The 17,050-nt window shown below is 69.5% G+C and carries 18 protein-coding genes; 12 read left to right on the plus strand and 6 right to left on the minus strand.

Annotated elements, in window-relative coordinates:
• Positions 1-213 precede the first annotated feature (213 nt).
• Positions 214-753: an RNA polymerase sigma factor gene (locus ACYVKF_RS14950; RefSeq protein ID WP_460967447.1), complete on the minus strand. Its 540-nt coding sequence runs from the start codon at positions 751-753 to the stop codon at positions 214-216.
• Positions 754-1,534: 781 nt separating this feature from the next.
• Between ACYVKF_RS14950 and ACYVKF_RS14955 the strand changes: the two genes are divergently transcribed.
• The gene (locus tag ACYVKF_RS14955; protein ID WP_460967448.1) at positions 1,535-2,029 is read left to right on the plus strand and encodes a hypothetical protein; all 495 of its coding nucleotides are present in this window, start codon (positions 1,535-1,537) and stop codon (positions 2,027-2,029) included.
• Between the two features lie 454 nt (positions 2,030-2,483).
• Here ACYVKF_RS14955 and ACYVKF_RS14960 read toward each other — a convergent pair whose 3' ends face one another.
• Positions 2,484-2,864 carry a hypothetical protein gene (locus ACYVKF_RS14960; RefSeq protein WP_460967449.1) on the minus strand — a complete coding sequence of 127 codons (381 nt, stop codon included), beginning with the start codon at positions 2,862-2,864 and terminating at the stop codon, positions 2,484-2,486.
• Between the two features lie 134 nt (positions 2,865-2,998).
• Here ACYVKF_RS14960 and ACYVKF_RS14965 point away from each other — a divergent pair, with 134 nt between their 5' ends.
• A complete protein-coding gene (locus ACYVKF_RS14965) occupies positions 2,999-3,427 on the plus strand; it encodes a hypothetical protein (protein ID WP_460967451.1) in 429 nt (142 codons plus the stop codon).
• 169 nt (positions 3,428-3,596) lie between these two features.
• A complete protein-coding gene (locus tag ACYVKF_RS14970; protein WP_460967453.1) occupies positions 3,597-4,199 on the plus strand; it encodes a DUF1349 domain-containing protein in 603 nt (200 codons plus the stop codon).
• Between the two features lie 85 nt (positions 4,200-4,284).
• Here the strand turns inward: ACYVKF_RS14970 and ACYVKF_RS14975 are convergent, their stop codons facing one another.
• Together ACYVKF_RS14975 and ACYVKF_RS14980 are read right to left on the minus strand one after the other, a co-directional pair.
• Positions 4,285-4,977, minus strand: a complete 693-nt coding sequence (locus ACYVKF_RS14975; RefSeq protein WP_460967455.1) for a hypothetical protein — start codon at positions 4,975-4,977, stop codon at positions 4,285-4,287.
• 94 nt (positions 4,978-5,071) lie between these two features.
• Entirely contained in the window at positions 5,072-5,863 is a 792-nt protein-coding gene (locus ACYVKF_RS14980) for a hypothetical protein (protein WP_460967457.1), read from the minus strand.
• Between the two features lie 247 nt (positions 5,864-6,110).
• Between ACYVKF_RS14980 and ACYVKF_RS14985 the strand changes: the two genes are divergently transcribed.
• The 4 genes from ACYVKF_RS14985 to ppsA all read left to right on the plus strand — a co-directional run bounded on the left by ACYVKF_RS14985 (position 6,111) and on the right by ppsA (position 10,937).
• Positions 6,111-6,752 carry a TetR/AcrR family transcriptional regulator gene (locus tag ACYVKF_RS14985; protein WP_460967458.1) on the plus strand — a complete coding sequence of 214 codons (642 nt, stop codon included), beginning with the start codon at positions 6,111-6,113 and terminating at the stop codon, positions 6,750-6,752.
• A 204-nt stretch (positions 6,753-6,956) separates the two neighbouring features.
• Positions 6,957-7,574, plus strand: coding sequence for a hypothetical protein (locus ACYVKF_RS14990; protein ID WP_460967459.1), 618 nt, complete (start codon positions 6,957-6,959; stop codon positions 7,572-7,574).
• Positions 7,575-7,740: 166 nt separating this feature from the next.
• Positions 7,741-8,577 carry a pyruvate, water dikinase regulatory protein gene (locus ACYVKF_RS14995; protein ID WP_460967461.1) on the plus strand — a complete coding sequence of 279 codons (837 nt, stop codon included), beginning with the start codon at positions 7,741-7,743 and terminating at the stop codon, positions 8,575-8,577.
• Entirely contained in the window at positions 8,574-10,937 is a 2,364-nt protein-coding gene (gene ppsA, locus ACYVKF_RS15000; protein ID WP_460967463.1) for a phosphoenolpyruvate synthase, read from the plus strand. Before ACYVKF_RS14995 ends, ppsA begins: the two co-directional genes overlap by 4 nt.
• Positions 10,938-11,007: 70 nt before the next feature.
• Here ppsA and ACYVKF_RS15005 read toward each other — a convergent pair whose 3' ends face one another.
• A complete protein-coding gene (locus ACYVKF_RS15005) occupies positions 11,008-12,201 on the minus strand; it encodes a hypothetical protein (RefSeq protein ID WP_460967465.1) in 1,194 nt (397 codons plus the stop codon).
• A 333-nt stretch (positions 12,202-12,534) separates the two neighbouring features.
• Between ACYVKF_RS15005 and ACYVKF_RS15010 the strand changes: the two genes are divergently transcribed.
• A complete protein-coding gene (locus ACYVKF_RS15010) occupies positions 12,535-13,419 on the plus strand; it encodes an alpha/beta hydrolase (protein WP_460967467.1) in 885 nt (294 codons plus the stop codon).
• A gap of 33 nt (positions 13,420-13,452) precedes the next feature.
• On the opposite strand, the gene ACYVKF_RS15015 is transcribed toward ACYVKF_RS15010, so the two are convergent.
• Positions 13,453-13,641, minus strand: a complete 189-nt coding sequence (locus ACYVKF_RS15015) for a Flp family type IVb pilin (RefSeq protein WP_460967469.1) — start codon at positions 13,639-13,641, stop codon at positions 13,453-13,455.
• A 144-nt stretch (positions 13,642-13,785) separates the two neighbouring features.
• Here ACYVKF_RS15015 and ACYVKF_RS15020 point away from each other — a divergent pair, with 144 nt between their 5' ends.
• From ACYVKF_RS15020 to ACYVKF_RS15035, 4 genes are read left to right on the plus strand one after another with little or no spacing between them, the layout of a single operon-like run.
• Positions 13,786-14,442, plus strand: a complete 657-nt coding sequence (locus ACYVKF_RS15020) for an MBL fold metallo-hydrolase (RefSeq protein ID WP_056917540.1) — start codon at positions 13,786-13,788, stop codon at positions 14,440-14,442.
• Between the two features lie 53 nt (positions 14,443-14,495).
• Positions 14,496-14,705, plus strand: a complete 210-nt coding sequence (locus ACYVKF_RS15025; RefSeq protein ID WP_056917539.1) for a hypothetical protein — start codon at positions 14,496-14,498, stop codon at positions 14,703-14,705.
• Between the two features lie 10 nt (positions 14,706-14,715).
• Positions 14,716-15,486 (plus strand): ABC transporter ATP-binding protein, encoded by a 771-nt coding sequence (locus ACYVKF_RS15030; RefSeq protein ID WP_056917538.1) that lies wholly within the window; start codon positions 14,716-14,718, stop codon positions 15,484-15,486.
• Positions 15,462-17,036, plus strand: a complete 1,575-nt coding sequence (locus tag ACYVKF_RS15035; protein WP_460967471.1) for a hypothetical protein — start codon at positions 15,462-15,464, stop codon at positions 17,034-17,036. The genes ACYVKF_RS15030 and ACYVKF_RS15035 overlap by 25 nt, the downstream gene beginning before the upstream one ends.
• Positions 17,037-17,050 lie beyond the last annotated feature (14 nt).

Below are 17,050 nucleotides of genomic sequence, written 5' to 3' on the forward strand. Positions count from 1 at the left end.
CCGGGCCCGACGACGACGCTTGTGGTCGGGGGTCGTTGCGCAGCAACGAGCGTGGGAACCAGTGCCACACCGGCAACGGCCGCCACGAGGAGGGAACCTGCGGCGATGCGCCCTCGACGGTCGCGCCCTCGGCGTGCCCGAATCAGGTCCTCGAACGGGGGCTGGCTGGTCGGCTCCTGTCGGCGCGCTTCCGCGGCCAGGAGCTCGGACAGGTCAGGCATGGTGGGCCTCCTCACGCAGCAGGGGACTGAGCGTGACGCGGGCGCGGCTCAGCCGGGACTTGACGGTTCCTTGGGCGACCCCCAGCTCGGCGGCGGTCTCGGCCACCCCCAACCCGATGAGGTAGTGCAGGACCACAACCTGCCGTTGCGCCAACGGCAGACTCGCCAATGCCCGCTGGATGTCCATGGAGTCGTCGGTCGGCACCGAAGGCGACGCGGGATGGCCGAGGCGCATCAGGGCCTTGACTCCGTTGCGGGCCTTGCGGCGCCGGTTCGACAACAACCTCAACGCCACTCGCCGGGTCCACGCTTCTGGGCTGTCGAACTGGGACACGGTGGGCCACTCGCGCAATAGGCGTATGAACGCCTCTTGGACGCACTCTTCGGCTTCCGCACGGCTGCAAGCCGCCAGAGCAACGACGGCCACCAGGCGCGGGTAGCACCCTTGGTACAGATCGCGCACCGCTGCGTCGCTGGTCGAAGTCGAGTCGCTCACAGCACATACACCCGCGAACTCGCTCGATGGTTCCATGCGGACCGTGCTTGTTGCCGACACACCGTCGCACCGCGCGTCAGTCGGGCCCACGGGTGCACGGTCGGCGTACGAGCAAGCAAGGGGCTCACAGACTTGTCCTCGGCACGACCCTTCGACGCGGCCAGAGGCCGTTCGGCTCCCTTTGTGAACGAGGCCCGGATCATGGCGCCCCCGAAGTGACGCGTTGAGAGATCACCGTGCGCGAACCAGCTCTGACGCGACCACTGGCATCCGAGTTCGGAGCCAGGTTTGAGCGGCCATCGAGGTCGCACTCCATCGGGGGCCGCTCTACACGCCCTCCTTTCCCCGTCGTCGCCGCGAGCGACCGAGCATGGCCGACTGGATCGTCGGGACCTACCTCCTCGGATCACGCTTCCCGAGCATCCGCTCATCGGCATGCTCGATCCTCGCGCTTCGCGGCATGAGCGGACGACGGCGCAGATATGTTGGTGTGGTGTCGGTGAACGAGGAGTGGGAGCCACCTATGGTGTGCGACCAGTGCCAGCACCCGATTGCCCAGCATGTTCTATGGCAGCCAGATGCGATTTGTGATGGATGGATGCACTGCGGCGCTCCAGGTTGCGATCGATGCTGGCACGAGTGGCCGCGCCTCTCACCTCAGACCACGGCCTGATCCATCGGATCGCGGCATGCGGGGACGTTCGCTCTGCAATCAGAGACCGGTCGCCGCTGCCCTCTGATTGCAGGGTGACGGCGAGGCAGTTCTCGGCCCTGACCACGGGTCCGTCCCGATGCGTTGAGGCGGCTGGCTGGCACCATGAGCCACATGACCGAACCGACTGCCTGGGACGCGCTGCGCCTTCGCATAGGAGCGCTCGCCCCGCAGCGACGGGCGGCCTTTGCCCTGGCGTGCGCGGAGCATCTCGTCGCGATGGAAGCCACGCCTCGGGAGGCCGAACTGCGAGCAGCACTCGTGCACGGATGGGAAGCCCTACTGGGCGCCCAGGACGACTTGGGTCCCCTTCGTGCCAGGCTTGAAATACGCGCGGACCTCGATGACGACGAAGTGGCAGGCGTCGCCCTCGCCCTTGGCGCCGTCATGGGCGGCAGCGAGGACGCTTGGTGGGCAGCGAACCGCGCCAGAGACGCAGCCGATGCGAGAGTCTCCTACCGCGAGCCGTCCTTTCGACCGACCGACGCGGACGCCGCCGAGCGCATCATGCAGAACGAGCTCAACTGGCAGCTTGACGCCATTACGGCCCTTGAGGTGGACGAACCGCTGTCGACGGTTGTGACCCAACTACGGTCCTGAACCAAAGACATCCGGCCCCCATCGCGGGGCGGGTTGCGGGTCCAACTTGGCCTCGCACACCGCAATCAGACGGGGCGCCCTCGGGCAGCTGCTAGAGCGCCCGAAGGACCCCCGTCGGTGAGGCGAGCATCGGGGAACGCACGGACTGGGCGTGGGTTGTGCTCGATCCACCTCTCGAGGTGGATGGCCTCCCTCGATCGCAGGTCCTCCTGGGAGCGCGCCACGAAGGAGACTCGGTCTGGTCCGAGCCGGAGCGGTGGCCCATGCACGTTTACGTCTGCTTGCCCCACTCCGGCGACGCGCGAAGCAGGCACTTCGCGCGAGATGAGGTCACGAACCGCTACTGGGGCCTGCTGCATCAGACCCGCGAGCGCGCTCAGCTCGACGTGTACTGATCCCTCTCGACCCACCGCTCATCGGCACGGCCGCGCGATCTGCGGCATGAGCGTGCGGATTAATGGGACCGACGCTGAGGCGGGTAGTACTCGTCATACGCGCGCTGCCACTCCTCGCTCGTGAGCGGATACTCCCGGCTACTGCGAGGTATGGGCTCCAGGCGCGGGAGCATCTGGCCCCATTCGAAGGCACCGCCGCGCCAAGTCTTTCGAATGCGCTTGCCGTTGCTGGTCAAGCGGAACCGTCCGTCGGTGACGTCAACAAGTCCGGCATCAATAAGGGCGCCGACGCTGGAAGCGAGTTGGTCACGGCTCGGGATGTCGTGGTTGAACGCATCTGCAGTGCCGATCAAGCCGCGCAGAGTGGAGCCTCGCCGCGAGGTGGTGATCGAAGCCAAGATCCACGCATCGGGGCTGGTCCAACCTCGCACCTCAACCATGACTGGAGGCTATCGCGAGGGGTCGTACCGGTGGGGTTGGCATCGCCGGGTTCAACGCCAACGCGCACCCCATCTCGGCAGGACCGATCGCCCTATCCGCGGCATGAGAGTGCGGACTCAGGCAGACTCACCGCATGCCGCAGACCCCTACCGAGGAACAGGACCCGCCGAGCCGGCGAGTGGTCGAGCAGCGTGTCCGGAACCGCGTCATCGAGTACCTCGAACTCGCTTCCTCGTTCGAAAAGCAACGGGAGTACGAGCGAAACGCTCCGATCGCACACATCCCGTACGAGGTCATCAACCAGTGGGAGGACTGGGTCTACAAGGACCCGAGGGAGGACGGCAACCTCTCGGACGTCTACGACAAGCCCGAGTCTGAGGCCATGGGCCACTTCCATGCGGCGTGGGAAGCCGCTGCGTCAGCGGTACCCAACAACTACCCGCCGCTCTTCGAGGTTCAGTCGCTACCTGAGTGGGGGCGGCTCTGCGATGCCGCTGCGTCTGCGCTCTCGGTGTTCATGAGGCGGGGAAAGATGCCAGAGGATCACGAGGTCGAGAACTGACCGCTCATCGGCAGATCCGGTAAACGCGCGTCGTGCACGGAGCCGTCAGTACCGACACACCCAGTCAGGGCAACCGCCCAGCACTGCCTGTGACAGACGTCGGACATGCGCCGAGCGGTTGGACGTCCATTACAACCGCGCGAACCCACAGTCGTGAAAAGATGACACGGTGACCGACCGCGGACCGGCTGACGGGTGGCGTACGGGTTGGCAGCACACTCATTGGCTGAACCCGCCCCCGATGGTCTCCCGCGACCAGGACGATCTGCTCGTCACGGCGGCGGAGGGCAGCGACCTGTGGCGAACCACTTCTTACGGGTTCATCCACGACACAGGCCACGCCCTGCTCGCCGACTTCCCCGACGGGACGGCAGCCGAGGTCACGTTCATCGCTGACTTCTCGGCCCAGTTCGACCAGGCGGGCCTGCTGATCCGTGCCGACGAGGAGCAGTGGATCAAGGCCGGTGTCGAGTTGGCCGACGGCGTCCTGCAGCTGGGAGCAGTCGTCACGCGGGGCGTCTCGGACTGGTCGGTTGCCCCAGTGCCGGAGTGGTCGGGCCACGAGGTCGTCGTACGGGCGAGTCGCAACGGCGACGCACTCACGGTGCGGGCCAGGAGCGGTGACGAAGCGTGGCGGCTCGTGCGGGTCGCACCCTTGCCGCCCGGGCCTCTCCGCGTAGGACTTCTGTGCTGCGCGCCGACGCGCTCGGGCCTGGTTGTGCGGTTCACCGACCTACGGCTCGTCGAGGCGGACCAGGCTCTGCACCCCTGAACGGACCCGCAGGCATGAGAGGTCGTTCCGCGCGATGACCCGGGCCGACTCGTGTGTCCCGACCTCACTAGTGGTCATACCCGAGTCATGACCTGACGAGTCGCACTCCGGTCGCGATGAGCCAGACGAGCCATGACGCGAGGCCGAGCAGACCCACGAAGATCAGCGCTGAGCCGTCGGCGACGGCGAGGTTCCCGATGCCTGCCGCGAGCAGCAGGCCGCCGCCCACGAGGCCGAGCATGCGCAGCCACGCCGGCGTCAAACCGCTCGCGTGGGTGGCCAGAGCCGTGCCCGCGAAGGTGGCCGCGAGCATCGGCAGCGCCAGCGCGAACGCGGCCGCGTGGACGCGCCATACGAGCTCGAGTAGGGGAGTCGGCTCCGACTGGCCGCCAGCCGAGAGGGCGAGCCCGACTTGCAGGACGTTGACCAGGACGAAGACGCCCGACAGCGTCGCGCCAGCGGCGACGGCGAGACGCGCCCACTCGGCGCCCTTCGCACCGCGCCGGCCCACAAGCCCCTCCAGCCCGGTCAGGAAGAGGAGCAGCAGCGGCAGGTACACGGCCACGACACCTGACGCGATCGCGACCGCCGCGCGGTTGGCCGCGTAGTAGTCCAGGACCTCGTTCATCGGGGAGGCGAAGGACGGTGCGCCTGTTGCTGCCAGCGCGACGTTCTCCACGATCACCAGTACGGCCACCGCCATCGCGGCCGCGCCGACGAACCGGCCTCGAGCGATCGGGCCTTGGGTCGGGGTGGTGGTGGCTTGCAGTCCTTCCATGGTCGTGCTCCTTCGTTCAGGGGTATGGGGTGATGGGCCAGTTGGCTCCACCAGGTGCGACGACTTCGCGGGAGACCCGTGGTCAGGCGGGCGGTCAGCTGCCCCCGAGGGAGGCCAGGAGGGCGGGAACGGGGTGCACCCACGTGCTCGCGTTCGCCAGGGACAGCACGAGGAAGATGCCTCCCGCAGCGCCGTACAGGGTGGTCTGCACGAGCCACGTCGGGTCCGCGGAGCGCGCCGATCCGCGGAGCCGCCACCGTCGCCAGACCGCGCGAAGGGCCAAGGAGGCGAGCGCAACGCCGGTGACAGCAGCCAGCACCGCGAACACCGCGTGGTAGAGGGTGAAGTCGCCGAGCAGCTCACTGGCGATCCCTCCAGCGGGGGAGGGGGCCCCGGCCTCCACCGCGCGCCGCAGCTGACCCAGGACCCCGGACAGCTCACCGGACGCGTGCCCGGGTGGCAGGAGCGAGGCGACTGACGCGAACGGGGCTGCGGCGCCCTGCACGTTCGCGAGCAGGACTGTGAGCGCGCCGAGGAGCCAGACCACCACTGCGCCGTAGGCCACGAGCAGGAGCCGGCGACGACCACGTCCTGCGGCCTCCATCCGACGGCGCACCGTCGAGGCCAGGCCCACGAGGGCCAGGACGAGCAGGCTGGCGATGAGTGCCTTGACGAGGTGGAACTCCCGCCAGACGGCGGTCAGCTCGGCCAAGGACGGCGAGTCGGTCACGGGCCTCGACAGGTCGGCACCGATGAAGCCAGATTCCGAGGCCACGACGAGGTCGGACTCGCCGGTGTAACCGCGACGGGCGACGAAGCTGGCCGGGACGAGGAAGACGGCCGGGGTGAGCAGCGCCGCCGCCCACAGCACGAGGTGATGGCGCACCGGAGTGCGGGCCCTCACGACACGGCTGCCGCCGACCGCGGCCGGCGGTGCGACCTTCAACCACCGCGCGACCCAACGATTCCACGCCGCGCTCTGCGAGCGGACGGTGCGATCGGGGGCGCCGGTCGACGCCGACGTGGCACAAGACAGTGCAGTCACAAGATGACCTCCCGACGAGACTCTTACAGCGTAAAGCACGATACTTTACTTCGTAAAGGTCGATGCCCAGGTGCAACAGGAGTCAGGGATGAGTCAGGGGCAACCCCTACAGCGCGGCGCCCTGACGGTTCAGGGCATCCTCGAGGAAGCGACGGCTCTCGCCGACGACGGTGGTTTGGCGGCACTGTCCATGCGGGCGCTCGGGCGACGGCTCGGTGTGGAGGGCATGGCCGTCTACCACCACTTCGCGAACAAGGAAGCGCTCCTCGATGCCCTCGTCGACCGGGTCTTCAGTGAGATGGCCCTCCCCGAGGGTGAGGACTGGCGAGTCGGCCTGCGCGCGAGGTCGGTGTCGGAGCGCCTGGTCCTGCGCCGGCACCCTTGGGCCATCGGGCTGGTCGAGTCCCGTACCGCGCCGGGGCCGATCACGCTGGCACACCAGGACCACGTCATCGGCTACCTCCGTGCTCGCGGCTTCGCTGGCCGAGGGTCGGCGCAGGTCCTGGCCTTCCTCGATGCCTACGTCTACGGGTTCGTCCTGCAGGAGCTGGCCCTGCCCACCGATCCCACCCCCGTCGTCGACGTGGTGCGCGACCACGAGGGGCCGAGTCCGTATCCCCATCTCGACGCCCTCATCACCGAGGTCGTCGAGGCCGGCTACGACTTCGCCGACGAGTTCGACGTCGGTCTCGACCTGCTGCTCGACGCGATGGGGGCCTTGCGAGGCTGATCCGGGGCGGTGCGATCCCTTGACAGCAATTGGGCATCCTGCGACGTTTGTCCGTGACCCACTTCGGTGGCGCCGTCCCGGACCCGGCGGTGACAGGAAAGTCACAGGCACGTCGGGACGGGGTTCTTCCATGTGGCGCTGCGACACGACGCAGCTGGACGCTCGGGAGATCGAGTGTTGCCCGGTCTGCGACGGTGGGTCGACGTGAGCACCATCCTCAGCGACGTGGCGACCACGTGTCGCGCACTGGAGGCGGTCGCCGAGGCGGCGACCGGGCTGATCGGCAGGTCCTTCGACGACATCGTCCGTGCTGCCCCGGCCATGGTGCTGGAGGCCGTGCCCGGTGCCAGCCACGTCGAGCTGATGGTCACCCGCGCCGGCCGGGCCGACCCACTGGTGGTCAGCGCCGACCAGGAGCAGCAAGAGCAGTCACGCCCCACAAGACTCTCCACAGAGGTGCTCCTCGACATCGCGGTACCCGACTGCAGAGCGGTCGGGCACCTCGTGGTGGCCACGACCGCGCCGCAACGCCTGCTCCAGCTCGCGGCCATGACGGCGGAGCTCATGGCGATCCAGGTCGAGCTGGCGCTCGACCTCGCCAACACCAAGGAGGTCAACCAGGACCTGCATTCCCTGCTGCGGACCGCCCGGGACTCCGGCATCGTCAGGGGCCTCCTCATGGGTGACGGTGACCTGAGCGAACAAGCCCTCCTGGAGCTGTTTCGCGAGCTGGCCCACGAGACGGTGGAGGCACCTGCGCCCGACCTGCTGGAGCTGGACCCTCCACCGGAGTCGAAGTCGCCCAACCTGCGCCTCGTCTGAGCTCGGAGGCGCTGCTCGACCACCTTCACGGCAGACGCGCGGTCCGCCCGCCTCGCCGCGTCGATGGCTCTCCCCAACCCTCGTCACCGGCCCGGGGGTGTCCGCGCGGGAGGTCTTCGCCATGATGGGTCCGACGCGAACACGGCCGACTCAGAGAGGAGGAGGTATGCAGGACGTGGCAGTCCCGGTCTTCTTCCTGTCCGACAGCACCGGCATCAGCGCGGAGACGATGGGCAATGCACTCCTCATCCAGTTCCCGGACCTCGTCTTCGAACGCCGCCTCATCCCCTTCATCGCCACCGCCGACGAGGCCCGCAAGGTCGTGGCGATCCTGGATGCGGCGATGGACGGGCCGGTGACACCGCTGGCGTTCACCACGGCCGCGACCGACGAGGTCCGCGAGATCCTGCACACCTCCAAGTGCCCCATCATCGACTTCTTCGAGATGCACATGGAGAAGGTCGAGGCGATCCTCGGCAAGTCCGGGGCGCGGGTCGCCGCACGACTGCACGGCGTCGGCGACATCAAGCGGTACAACTCGCGGATGCAGGCGATCGAGTTCGCGATCGAGCACGACGACGGGCAGAGCCTGCGCGCGCTCGACCGGGCCGAGGTCATCCTCGTGGCGCCATCGCGGTGCGGGAAGACGCCGACCACCATGTACCTCGCTCTCCAGCACGGCGTCTTCGTCGCCAACTACCCCCTGCTCGACGAGGACCTGGAGAGCACGCAGCTGCCCCGCCCGCTCGCCCAGCTGGGGGACCGGTGCTTCGGCCTCATCGCCACCCCCGCGCGGCTGAGCGAGGTCCGCCAGCAGCGCCGCCCGAACTCGCCCTACGCGTCCCTGGAGCAGTGCTCCAAGGAGCTGCGCCGGGCCGACGCGCTCTACAAGGCCAACGGCATACCCGTCATCAACTCCACGACGAAGTCGGTCGAGGAGATGTCCACCCTCATCCTGCAAACCCTGGGTTCGCGCCCCTCCCACGAAGGAAGTCGCCCATGACCAACGTCCTGTGGTTCTCCACCATCGGCATGAAGGACATCGACCAGGTCGGCGGCAAGAACGCCTCGCTCGGGGAGATGGTCAGCAACCTGGCGTCGGCGGGAGTGCGTGTCCCGGACGGGTTCGCGACGACGGCCGACGCCTACCGCCGGTTCATCGCCCACGAGGGGTTGTCGCAGACCATCGTCGAGCTGATGGCCGGGCTCGACAGCGAGGACGTCATCGCCCTGGCCGACGTCGGCCGGCAGGTCCGCGAGGCCATCGTCCGGCAGCCCCTGCCGGACGACGTGGAGGCCGACATCCGGGCCGCGTACGACCAGCTGGTGGCCGACAACGACGAGGCCTCGTTCGCGGTGCGGTCGAGCGCCACCGCGGAGGACCTCCCCGACGCGTCGTTCGCGGGACAGCAGGAGACCTTCCTCAACATCCGCGGCGTCGACGCGGTCCTCCAGGCCGTCAAGGAGGTGTATGCGTCGCTGTACAACGACCGCGCCATCGCCTACCGCGTCCACCACGGGTTCGAGCACGAGGAGGTCGCGCTCTCGGCCGGGGTGCAGCGCATGGTCCGCTCGGACGTCGGCGCCTCGGGCGTGATGTTCACGATGGACACCGAGTCCGGCTTCGACGACGCCGTCTTCATCACCTCGTCCTACGGGCTCGGTGAGGCGGTCGTGCAGGGCGCGGTGAACCCCGACGAGTTCTACGTCTACAAGCCGGGCCTGCGCGCCGGCCGCCCGGCCATCCTCAAGCGTGGGGTGGGCGGCAAGGCGACCAAGATGGTCTACACGTCCGACGCGGCCGTGGGCAGGACGACGGAGTTCGTCGACGTCGACCCGGCCGACCAGCCGCTGCTGAGCCTCACCGACGCCGAGGTCGAGGAGCTGGCGCGGCACGCGCTGGTCATCGAGGACCACTACGGCCGTCCCATGGACATCGAGTGGGGCAAGGACGGCACCGACGACCAGCTCTACATCCTTCAGGCGCGGCCGGAGACGGTGAAGTCACGTCAGTCGGCGACCACGATCTCGCGCTACCGGATCAACGAGAAGGGGCCGCTGCTGGTGGAGGGTCGGGCCATCGGGCAGAAGGTCGGCGCCGGCCCGGTGCGGGTGCTGAAGTCAGCCGACCAGATGCGCGACTTCCACCCGGGCGAGGTCCTCGTCGCGGACATGACCGACCCCGACTGGGAGCCGATCATGAAGCGGGCCAGCGCGATCGTGACCAACCGTGGTGGCCGCACGTGCCACGCCGCCATCATCGCCCGCGAGCTCGGCATCCCCGCCGTGGTAGGTGCGGGCAATGCGACGCAGGAGCTCCCGGATGGGCGCGAGGTGACCGTCTCGTGCGCCGAGGGCGACACCGGGTACGTCTACGACGGGCTGCTCGACTTCGCCGTCGAGGAGACGGACATGCAGGCGATGCCTGACATCCCCGTCGGGATCATGATGAACGTCGGCACCCCCGACCAGGCGTTCGCGTTCTCCCGCCTGCCGAACGAGGGCGTCGGGCTGGCACGCCTGGAGTTCATCATCAACCGCCAGATCGGCATCCACCCCAAGGCGTTGCTCGACCACGAGCAGCTGACCGGCACGGTGCGCGAGCACGTGGACGCGGCCGTCGCCCCCTACGCCTCGCCGAGGGAGTACTTCGTCCAGCGGGTCGCCGAGGGCGTGGCCACGATCGCAGCGGCGTTCGCGCCCAAGCCGGTCATCGTCAGGATGTCGGACTTCAAGTCCAACGAGTACGCGAACCTCGTCGGTGGCGAGCTCTACGAGCCGCACGAGGAGAACCCGATGATCGGCTACCGCGGGGCGTCCCGGTACCTCTCCGAGGAGTTCCGGGAGTGCTTCGCCATGGAGTGCGAGGCGCTGCGGTTCGTCCGCGACGACATGGGCCTGACCAACGTCAAGGTGATGATCCCGTTCGTCCGCACCGTCACCGAGGCAGAGGGCGTCATCAAGCTGTTGGGGGAGAACGGTCTTCGCCGCGGCGAGAACGACCTGTCCGTGATCATGATGTGTGAGCTGCCGTCCAACGCGGTCATCGCCGACCAGTTCCTCGACCACTTCGACGGCTTCTCCATCGGCTCCAACGACATGACGCAGCTGACTCTGGGTCTCGACCGCGACTCCAGCCTCGTCGCGGCGGGCTTCGACGAGCGCGACCCAGCAGTGAAGTTCATGCTCTCCGCAGCCATCACCGCCTGCAAGGCGCGGGGCAAGTACGTGGGCATCTGCGGCCAGGGGCCCAGCGACCACCCCGATCTGGCCGAGTGGCTGCTCGAGCAGGGCATCGACACCATGTCGCTCAACCCCGACACGGTCGTCGAGACCTGGACCCGACTGGGCCGCCGGAGCTGATGCCACAGCGCCCCCACCCTCGACGAGGGTGGGGGCGCTGCGGGTGGGGGGCTGAGGGACGGGGGATCGCTCAGGCGACGGTCACGGTCTCGTCGGCGACGAGGGTGCCGGAGGTGCGGACGACCTTCGGCTTGCCGGCCCACGCGCCACCCATGCCCATGACGCGGGAGACGTAGGCGGCGCCACCGGAGACGGCGATCACCGGGACGGACTCGGACGTGGCGCTCGCGCGGCAGGTCCAGGTGTTGGTGATGAGCGCGGTGCCGCCCTTCACCATGATCAGCGCGGTGTCCTTCTGGTCGGTGAAGTCGGTGGGGCGGGCCATGCCGAAGTTGAGCTTGGTGTTGGTGAAGGAGACGCCGCCGCCCTTGACGACGATGAGGGCACCCATGGCCGGGTCGTTGAGGTTCTGTCCCTCCACGACGCAGTCGGAGATGTCGAGCCCACCCTGCTGCGACGCGGGTCCCTCGACGAGGATCGCGCGGGAGCCGCCGCGCGCGGTGAGGTACATGTGGCGGACGGACGTCTTGGCCAGGTTGCTGAAGCGGATGAGGTACTTGCCGCCGTTGGCGCCGGCCCAGCCGTAGTTCATGTCGCCGGCGACCCACAGGAAGTTGTCGGAGCCGCGCAGGGAGAACTGCGTGTCCTGCACCGCGACGCAGGTCCAGGAGCCCTTGGTGGTGACCAGCGTCATCGAGAACGGGTCGGCCGGGGTGCCCAGGACGTGCTTGAACCCGTAGAACGACAGGGTGTCGAAGGTGGCGGCGTAGCAGGTCCCGGCGCTGTAGGGGTGGTGGTAGAACTGCGTGACGCCGTTGCCCGACTTGAAGGTGATGCCGGCGATGGTGACGTTGTACGTCGTGCTCGTCCCGACGAGCCAGGAGTTGCCGGCGTTGCCGCAGTTGAGCGTGACGGTGCACTGCGGGAGCGCGCCACCCGTGCCCGAGATCTCGGGGTTCTGCCAGCCGACGTTCGGGCCGAGGATCCGCAGGCCGGAGAACGTCGTTCGCGTCTGCGTGAAGGTGTGGGCGCGGCCGGCGAGACGGATGGCGCGGCGCGGGCACGAGACCTTCGCGACGGCGAGCGCCTGGGTGAGCTTCTCGTCGTCGGTGCCGGTGAACGAGTCAAGGAGGATGTCGTCCTGCGCCGTGGCTGCGCCGGCAGGAGCGGCGCCGGTGACGGCAGCTCCGGTGGCGACGACGGCGGCGACGCCAAGCGTCTTCAGGACGGTCCGGCGGGCTGAGGTGCTGGTCTCGACAGACATGGGTGATCTCCGTTGCTTCCAGGTGGTCGGGTGGTCAGGGGAACCACCACGACTCGCAGATCGGGGGCTCCGCGACTCCTCCATCGTGGGCACTGGGCCGCGCCGGGCTGGTCGACTTGGCCAAGCCTTGACGGTCGTCTCGTCCGTTCGTCCAGCCCGGTCTCAACCAAGCGGTGGCCCACCGTCGTCACTCACCCGAGGTGGGGCGCTGCGAGCAGTCCCCACGCGCCATACCTGCCGGTGCATCCGCACCAGGCGCCGGCCGAGGCCTCACGACGCACACGAACGGCGTTCAAGGGCAAGCCGATTCGGGGGTAGCGTCGAAGCACCCTCATGGGACTCCGCGCCGACCTGACCGCCTGGACCATGGGGCGCGGAGCATCGCGCACCGTGACGTACGGCGACGCCCTCCAGTTCGAGGGCGGCGACCTCGCAGCACCGACGGAGGTTCGCGTCGCGACGCGCCACGGTTCGGTGCGCTGCGAGGTGTACCGGCCGCACGGTGAACCCACCGGGGTGCTCGTGCACCTGCACGGTGGTGCGTTCGTCATGCGGTACCCGGCGATGGACGACTTCTGGGCTCGCTACATGGCAGCCCGTGCGGGGGTGGTCGTGCTCAACGTCGACTACGACGTCGCCCCCCGGCACCGTTACCCGGTGGCGCACGAGGAGGCTCACGACGTCCTGGCCTGGGCCGCGTCGCCCGCCCAGACGCTGGTGCCCCGCGGCACGGCCGTGGCGGTCAGCGGCCTCAGCGCCGGGGGCAACCTCGCGGCGGCGGCGTGCCTGCTGGCCCGTGACGACAGGTCTGTCCGGCCGGCCCTCCAGGTCCTCGGGGTGCCGTCGCTCGACGTGGCCGAGCCCGTCGGCACCAAGGTGGCACGAGCACCTCGAGCCATGATCGGGACGGAGCTGCTCCAGCTCGTCCGCGCGACGTACTTCCGCGACGGCTCCCGCCGCGGGGAGGCCTACGCCTCACCCTTGCGCGCCGAGCGGCTCGACGGCCTCGCCCCGGCCCTCGTCGTGACGGCGCAGCACGACGTCCTGCGCCACGAGGGCGACGCGTATGCCGCGCGGCTCGCGGACGCGGGCGTGCCCGTCGAGCACCTCGTCGTCGCAGGGGCCGACCACTACTTCCTCGACGGCGACCCTCAGCGGGCGCGGGAGATCCTCGAACGGGTCGCGGTCCACCTGCGGGCGTCGTTGACGGCTCGCTGAAGGACCTCGGGACCGCTGGGCGGCCGCGGTGGGTCAGACGCTGGTGGCGGCCTTGCGGAACAGTCCCGAGAGGTTGTTGCCCAGCAGGACGACGGCAGCGATGATGACGATGGCGATCAGCGCCACCATCAGGCCGTACTCGACCGCGGTCGCGCCGCGCTCCCGGGACAGGGTCGTGAGGCGTGCAGCCAGCCGGTGCGTCATACGGCGTCCTTCGTTCATGGTGGGCCCCTGGGTGCGGTCCAGGGTGGGGGAGCACCAGTCTTTCCCACCTGCCCCAGCGGTACCTCCCCGTAACGGGTTCGTGTCCATCGACCGAACGGGGGAGGGGGTGCCGCGTCCGGCGACGCGCCCTACGGTGGATCCATGCGGATCACCCACCTCGGCCACGCCTGCCTCCTCGTCGAGCTCGCGGACGCACGCATCCTGATCGACCCGGGGACCTTCTCCCCGGACGCCATGGGCCAGCGCGACCTCGACGCCGTGCTCGTCACGCACCAGCACCCCGACCACCTGGACGTGCAGCGACTGCCGGGACTGCTGTCGGCGAACTCCGGTGCTCGGCTCGTCACGGACCCCGAGACCGCGAAGCAGCTCGAGGACAAGGGAATCGACGCTGAACCCCTGCCGGCCGGCGCCGAGGTATCCGTGGGTGCGGTCACGGTGACCGGGGTGGGCGAGATGCACGCCCTCATCCACGACGACATCCCACGGATCCACAACACGGGGATGCGCGTGACGGCACCGGGGGAGCCGACGTTCTTCCACCCGGGCGACGCCCTCGACGCCGAGCCCGGGAAGGTCGACGTCCTCGCCTTCCCCCTCAGCGCACCGTGGGCGCGCAGCCGCGACATGACCGGCTTCCTGCGCAGGCTCGCTGCCCCCCACGCCATCCCGGTCCACGACGCCCTCCTCAGCGAGGTCGGGCGCACGCTCTACCTCACGCAGGCGGCCAACCTCGGGTCCCCGGACACGCAGATCCACGACCTGTCGGGCGGCGCGAGCCGGGAGTTCCACTCCTGACCGGTGGCCGGACTGGATTTGGCGGTTAGGTAAGCCTCACCTACGCTCGTGACGTGCCCAAGGACCCCAAGGCCAAGGCGACCACGACCGCGAAGGCCAAGAAGAAGTGCTGCAAGGACAAGCCGCGCTGCAAGCAGTGCCCGGTCGTCCTCATGCGCCTGGAGAAGATGGGCTACGCCGAGCAGGACGACACGAAGCCGCGGCGCTACACCGTTCGGTCTGACGTCCCGAAGAAGGCCATGCTGGTGGCGCGTCAGCGCTAGCGTCGTGGCCATGCCGGACGACCAGATCGCCCTGGGCCTGCGGGGCCTGACCAAGCGCTTCGGCGACATGGTCGCCGTCGACCACCTGGACCTTGACGTCCCGCGGGGCTCGTTCTTCGGCCTCGTCGGTCCCAACGGTGCCGGCAAGACGACCACGCTCTCGATGGCCACCGGCCTGCTGCGCCCCGACCAGGGCACGGCCCACGTCCTCGGCGCCGACGTGTGGAGCGACCCGGTCGCGGCCAAGGCCCGGATCGGGGTGCTGCCCGACGGCCTGCGGTTGTTCGACCGGCTGACCGGTCGTCAGCTCGTCACCTACGCAGGCCTGCTGCGGGGCATGGACCGGGAGCTCGTCAGGCAGCGGACCGACGAGCTGCTGGCGGCCCTCGGGCTCACCGACGCCGCGGAGAAGCTCGTCATCGACTACTCGGCCGGCATGACCAAGAAGGTCACGCTGGCCTGTGCCCTGATCCACGCCCCGCGCTTGCTCGTCCTCGACGAACCGTTCGAGGCGGTCGATCCCGTCTCGGCGCGGACCATCCGCGGCATCCTGGAGGACTTCGCCGCCAACGGTGGCACGGTCGTCCTCTCCAGCCATGTCATGGACCTCGTCGAGCGGATCTGCACCCACGTGGCGATCATCGCCGCCGGACAGGTGCGCGCCCACGGCACCGTCGACGACGTCCGGGCCGGGATGAGCCTCGACGACCGCTTCCTCGACCTCGTCGGGGGACAGACCGACGTGGAGGGGCTCGCATGGTTGCGCACCTCCTCCGACTGAAGCTCGACCTGCTGCGCAACGGGTTCCGGCGCAGCGTGGCAGCCCTGGTCGGGATGGTGCTGGGCATGCTCTACGGCGGCGGCATCGTCATCGGGATCCTCGTGCTGATGGCGACGCTGCGATTCCAGGGGGACGCGGAGCTGACCCGCACCGTCCTCACCGTGGGTGGAGCAGGCCTGGTCGCCGGCTGGGCGCTGCTGCCCGTCGTCCTCTTCGGCATCGACCCGACCCTGGACCCGACACGGTTCGCGACGTTCGCGGTCCGGGAACGGACGCTCGCCGTGGGGCTGCTCCTCAGTGCCCTCGTCGGGCTGCCGGGGATCGGGACCGTGCTGATCGTCCTCGGCATGGTGTTCGCCTCCACGCGCAGCCCGCTCGCGGCCCTCGTGGCACTCGTGGGAGGGGTGCTGGGCCTCGCGGCCTGCCTCATCGCCAGCCGGGTCGTCTCCGGCGCCGCCGCCGCGGTGCTGGCCTCGCGGCGGGGCCGCGACGTCGCCGGTGTCGGGGGACTGTTGTTCTTCCTCGCCGTGGGACCGCTCCTGGGCTTCATCAACGACGGGGGTGTCACCCGTGAGCGCCTCGTCGGCCTGGCCGACGTCCTCGCGTGGACGCCGCTCGGGTGGGCGTGGGCGGCGTCGGGCGACGTGCTGCTCGGTCACTGGGGCCAGGCCGGCCTGCGTCTTCTCCTCGCAGCGGCCACGGCGCTGGCGCTGTTCCTCGTCTGGGAACGCCTGCTCGTGTCGGTCCTGCGCAACCCGAGGGGGTCGACCGGGGAGGGTGGCGGCGCCCGCCGGGGCCTGGGCCTGTTCGCGGCGCTCCCCGGCACACCGATGGGCGCGATCGCGGCCCGGGCCGGCACCTACTGGATCCGCGACCCGCGCTTCAACTTCCCGGCCATCATGACGGTCCTGCTCCCGGCCGGGCTGCTGTTCCCCGGACTGGCTGGTGACGGGTCGGACGGCCTGCTCGCGGTCATGCCCCTCGTGGCCGCCTACCTCATCGGCTGGGGGCAGCACAACGACGTCGGCTACGACTCCACGGCCTTCTGGCTGCACGTGGCCTCGGGAGTGGACGGGGTGGCGGACCGGGTGGGACGGCTGTTCCCCTCGGGGGTGCTGGCCCTCGTCTGCGTGCCCGGCTACGCCCTCCTGGGACCCCTGCTGGGCGGCTCGTGGGCGTACTTCCCGGCGGCGCTGGGCACCGGCGTGGCGGTGGTGCTCAACGGGTTCGCCGTCGCGTCGGTCACCAGCGCGGTCAAGCAGTATGCCGTGCCCTCGCCGGGTGAGAGCCCGTTCAGCAGCCGCCCGGGTTCGGTCGGCGTGACGTTCGCGGTGCAGACCGTCTGCGGGGGCGCCGTCATGGCGTTGTCGCTGCCGGCGCTGGTGCTGTTCGCGGTGGCCCTGTTCGGGCATGCCTGGGCGGCCTGGCTGGTGCTGGTCATCGGACCGGTGCTGGGGGCCGCGGCCTTCGTCGTCGCGGTGCGCGTGGGTGCCGACCTGTTCCGCAGGCGCCAGGCGGACCTGCTCCAGGACCTCGTCTCGATGCGCTGACGTGCCTCGCCCCG

The organism is Pedococcus soli, from assembly GCF_054782575.1.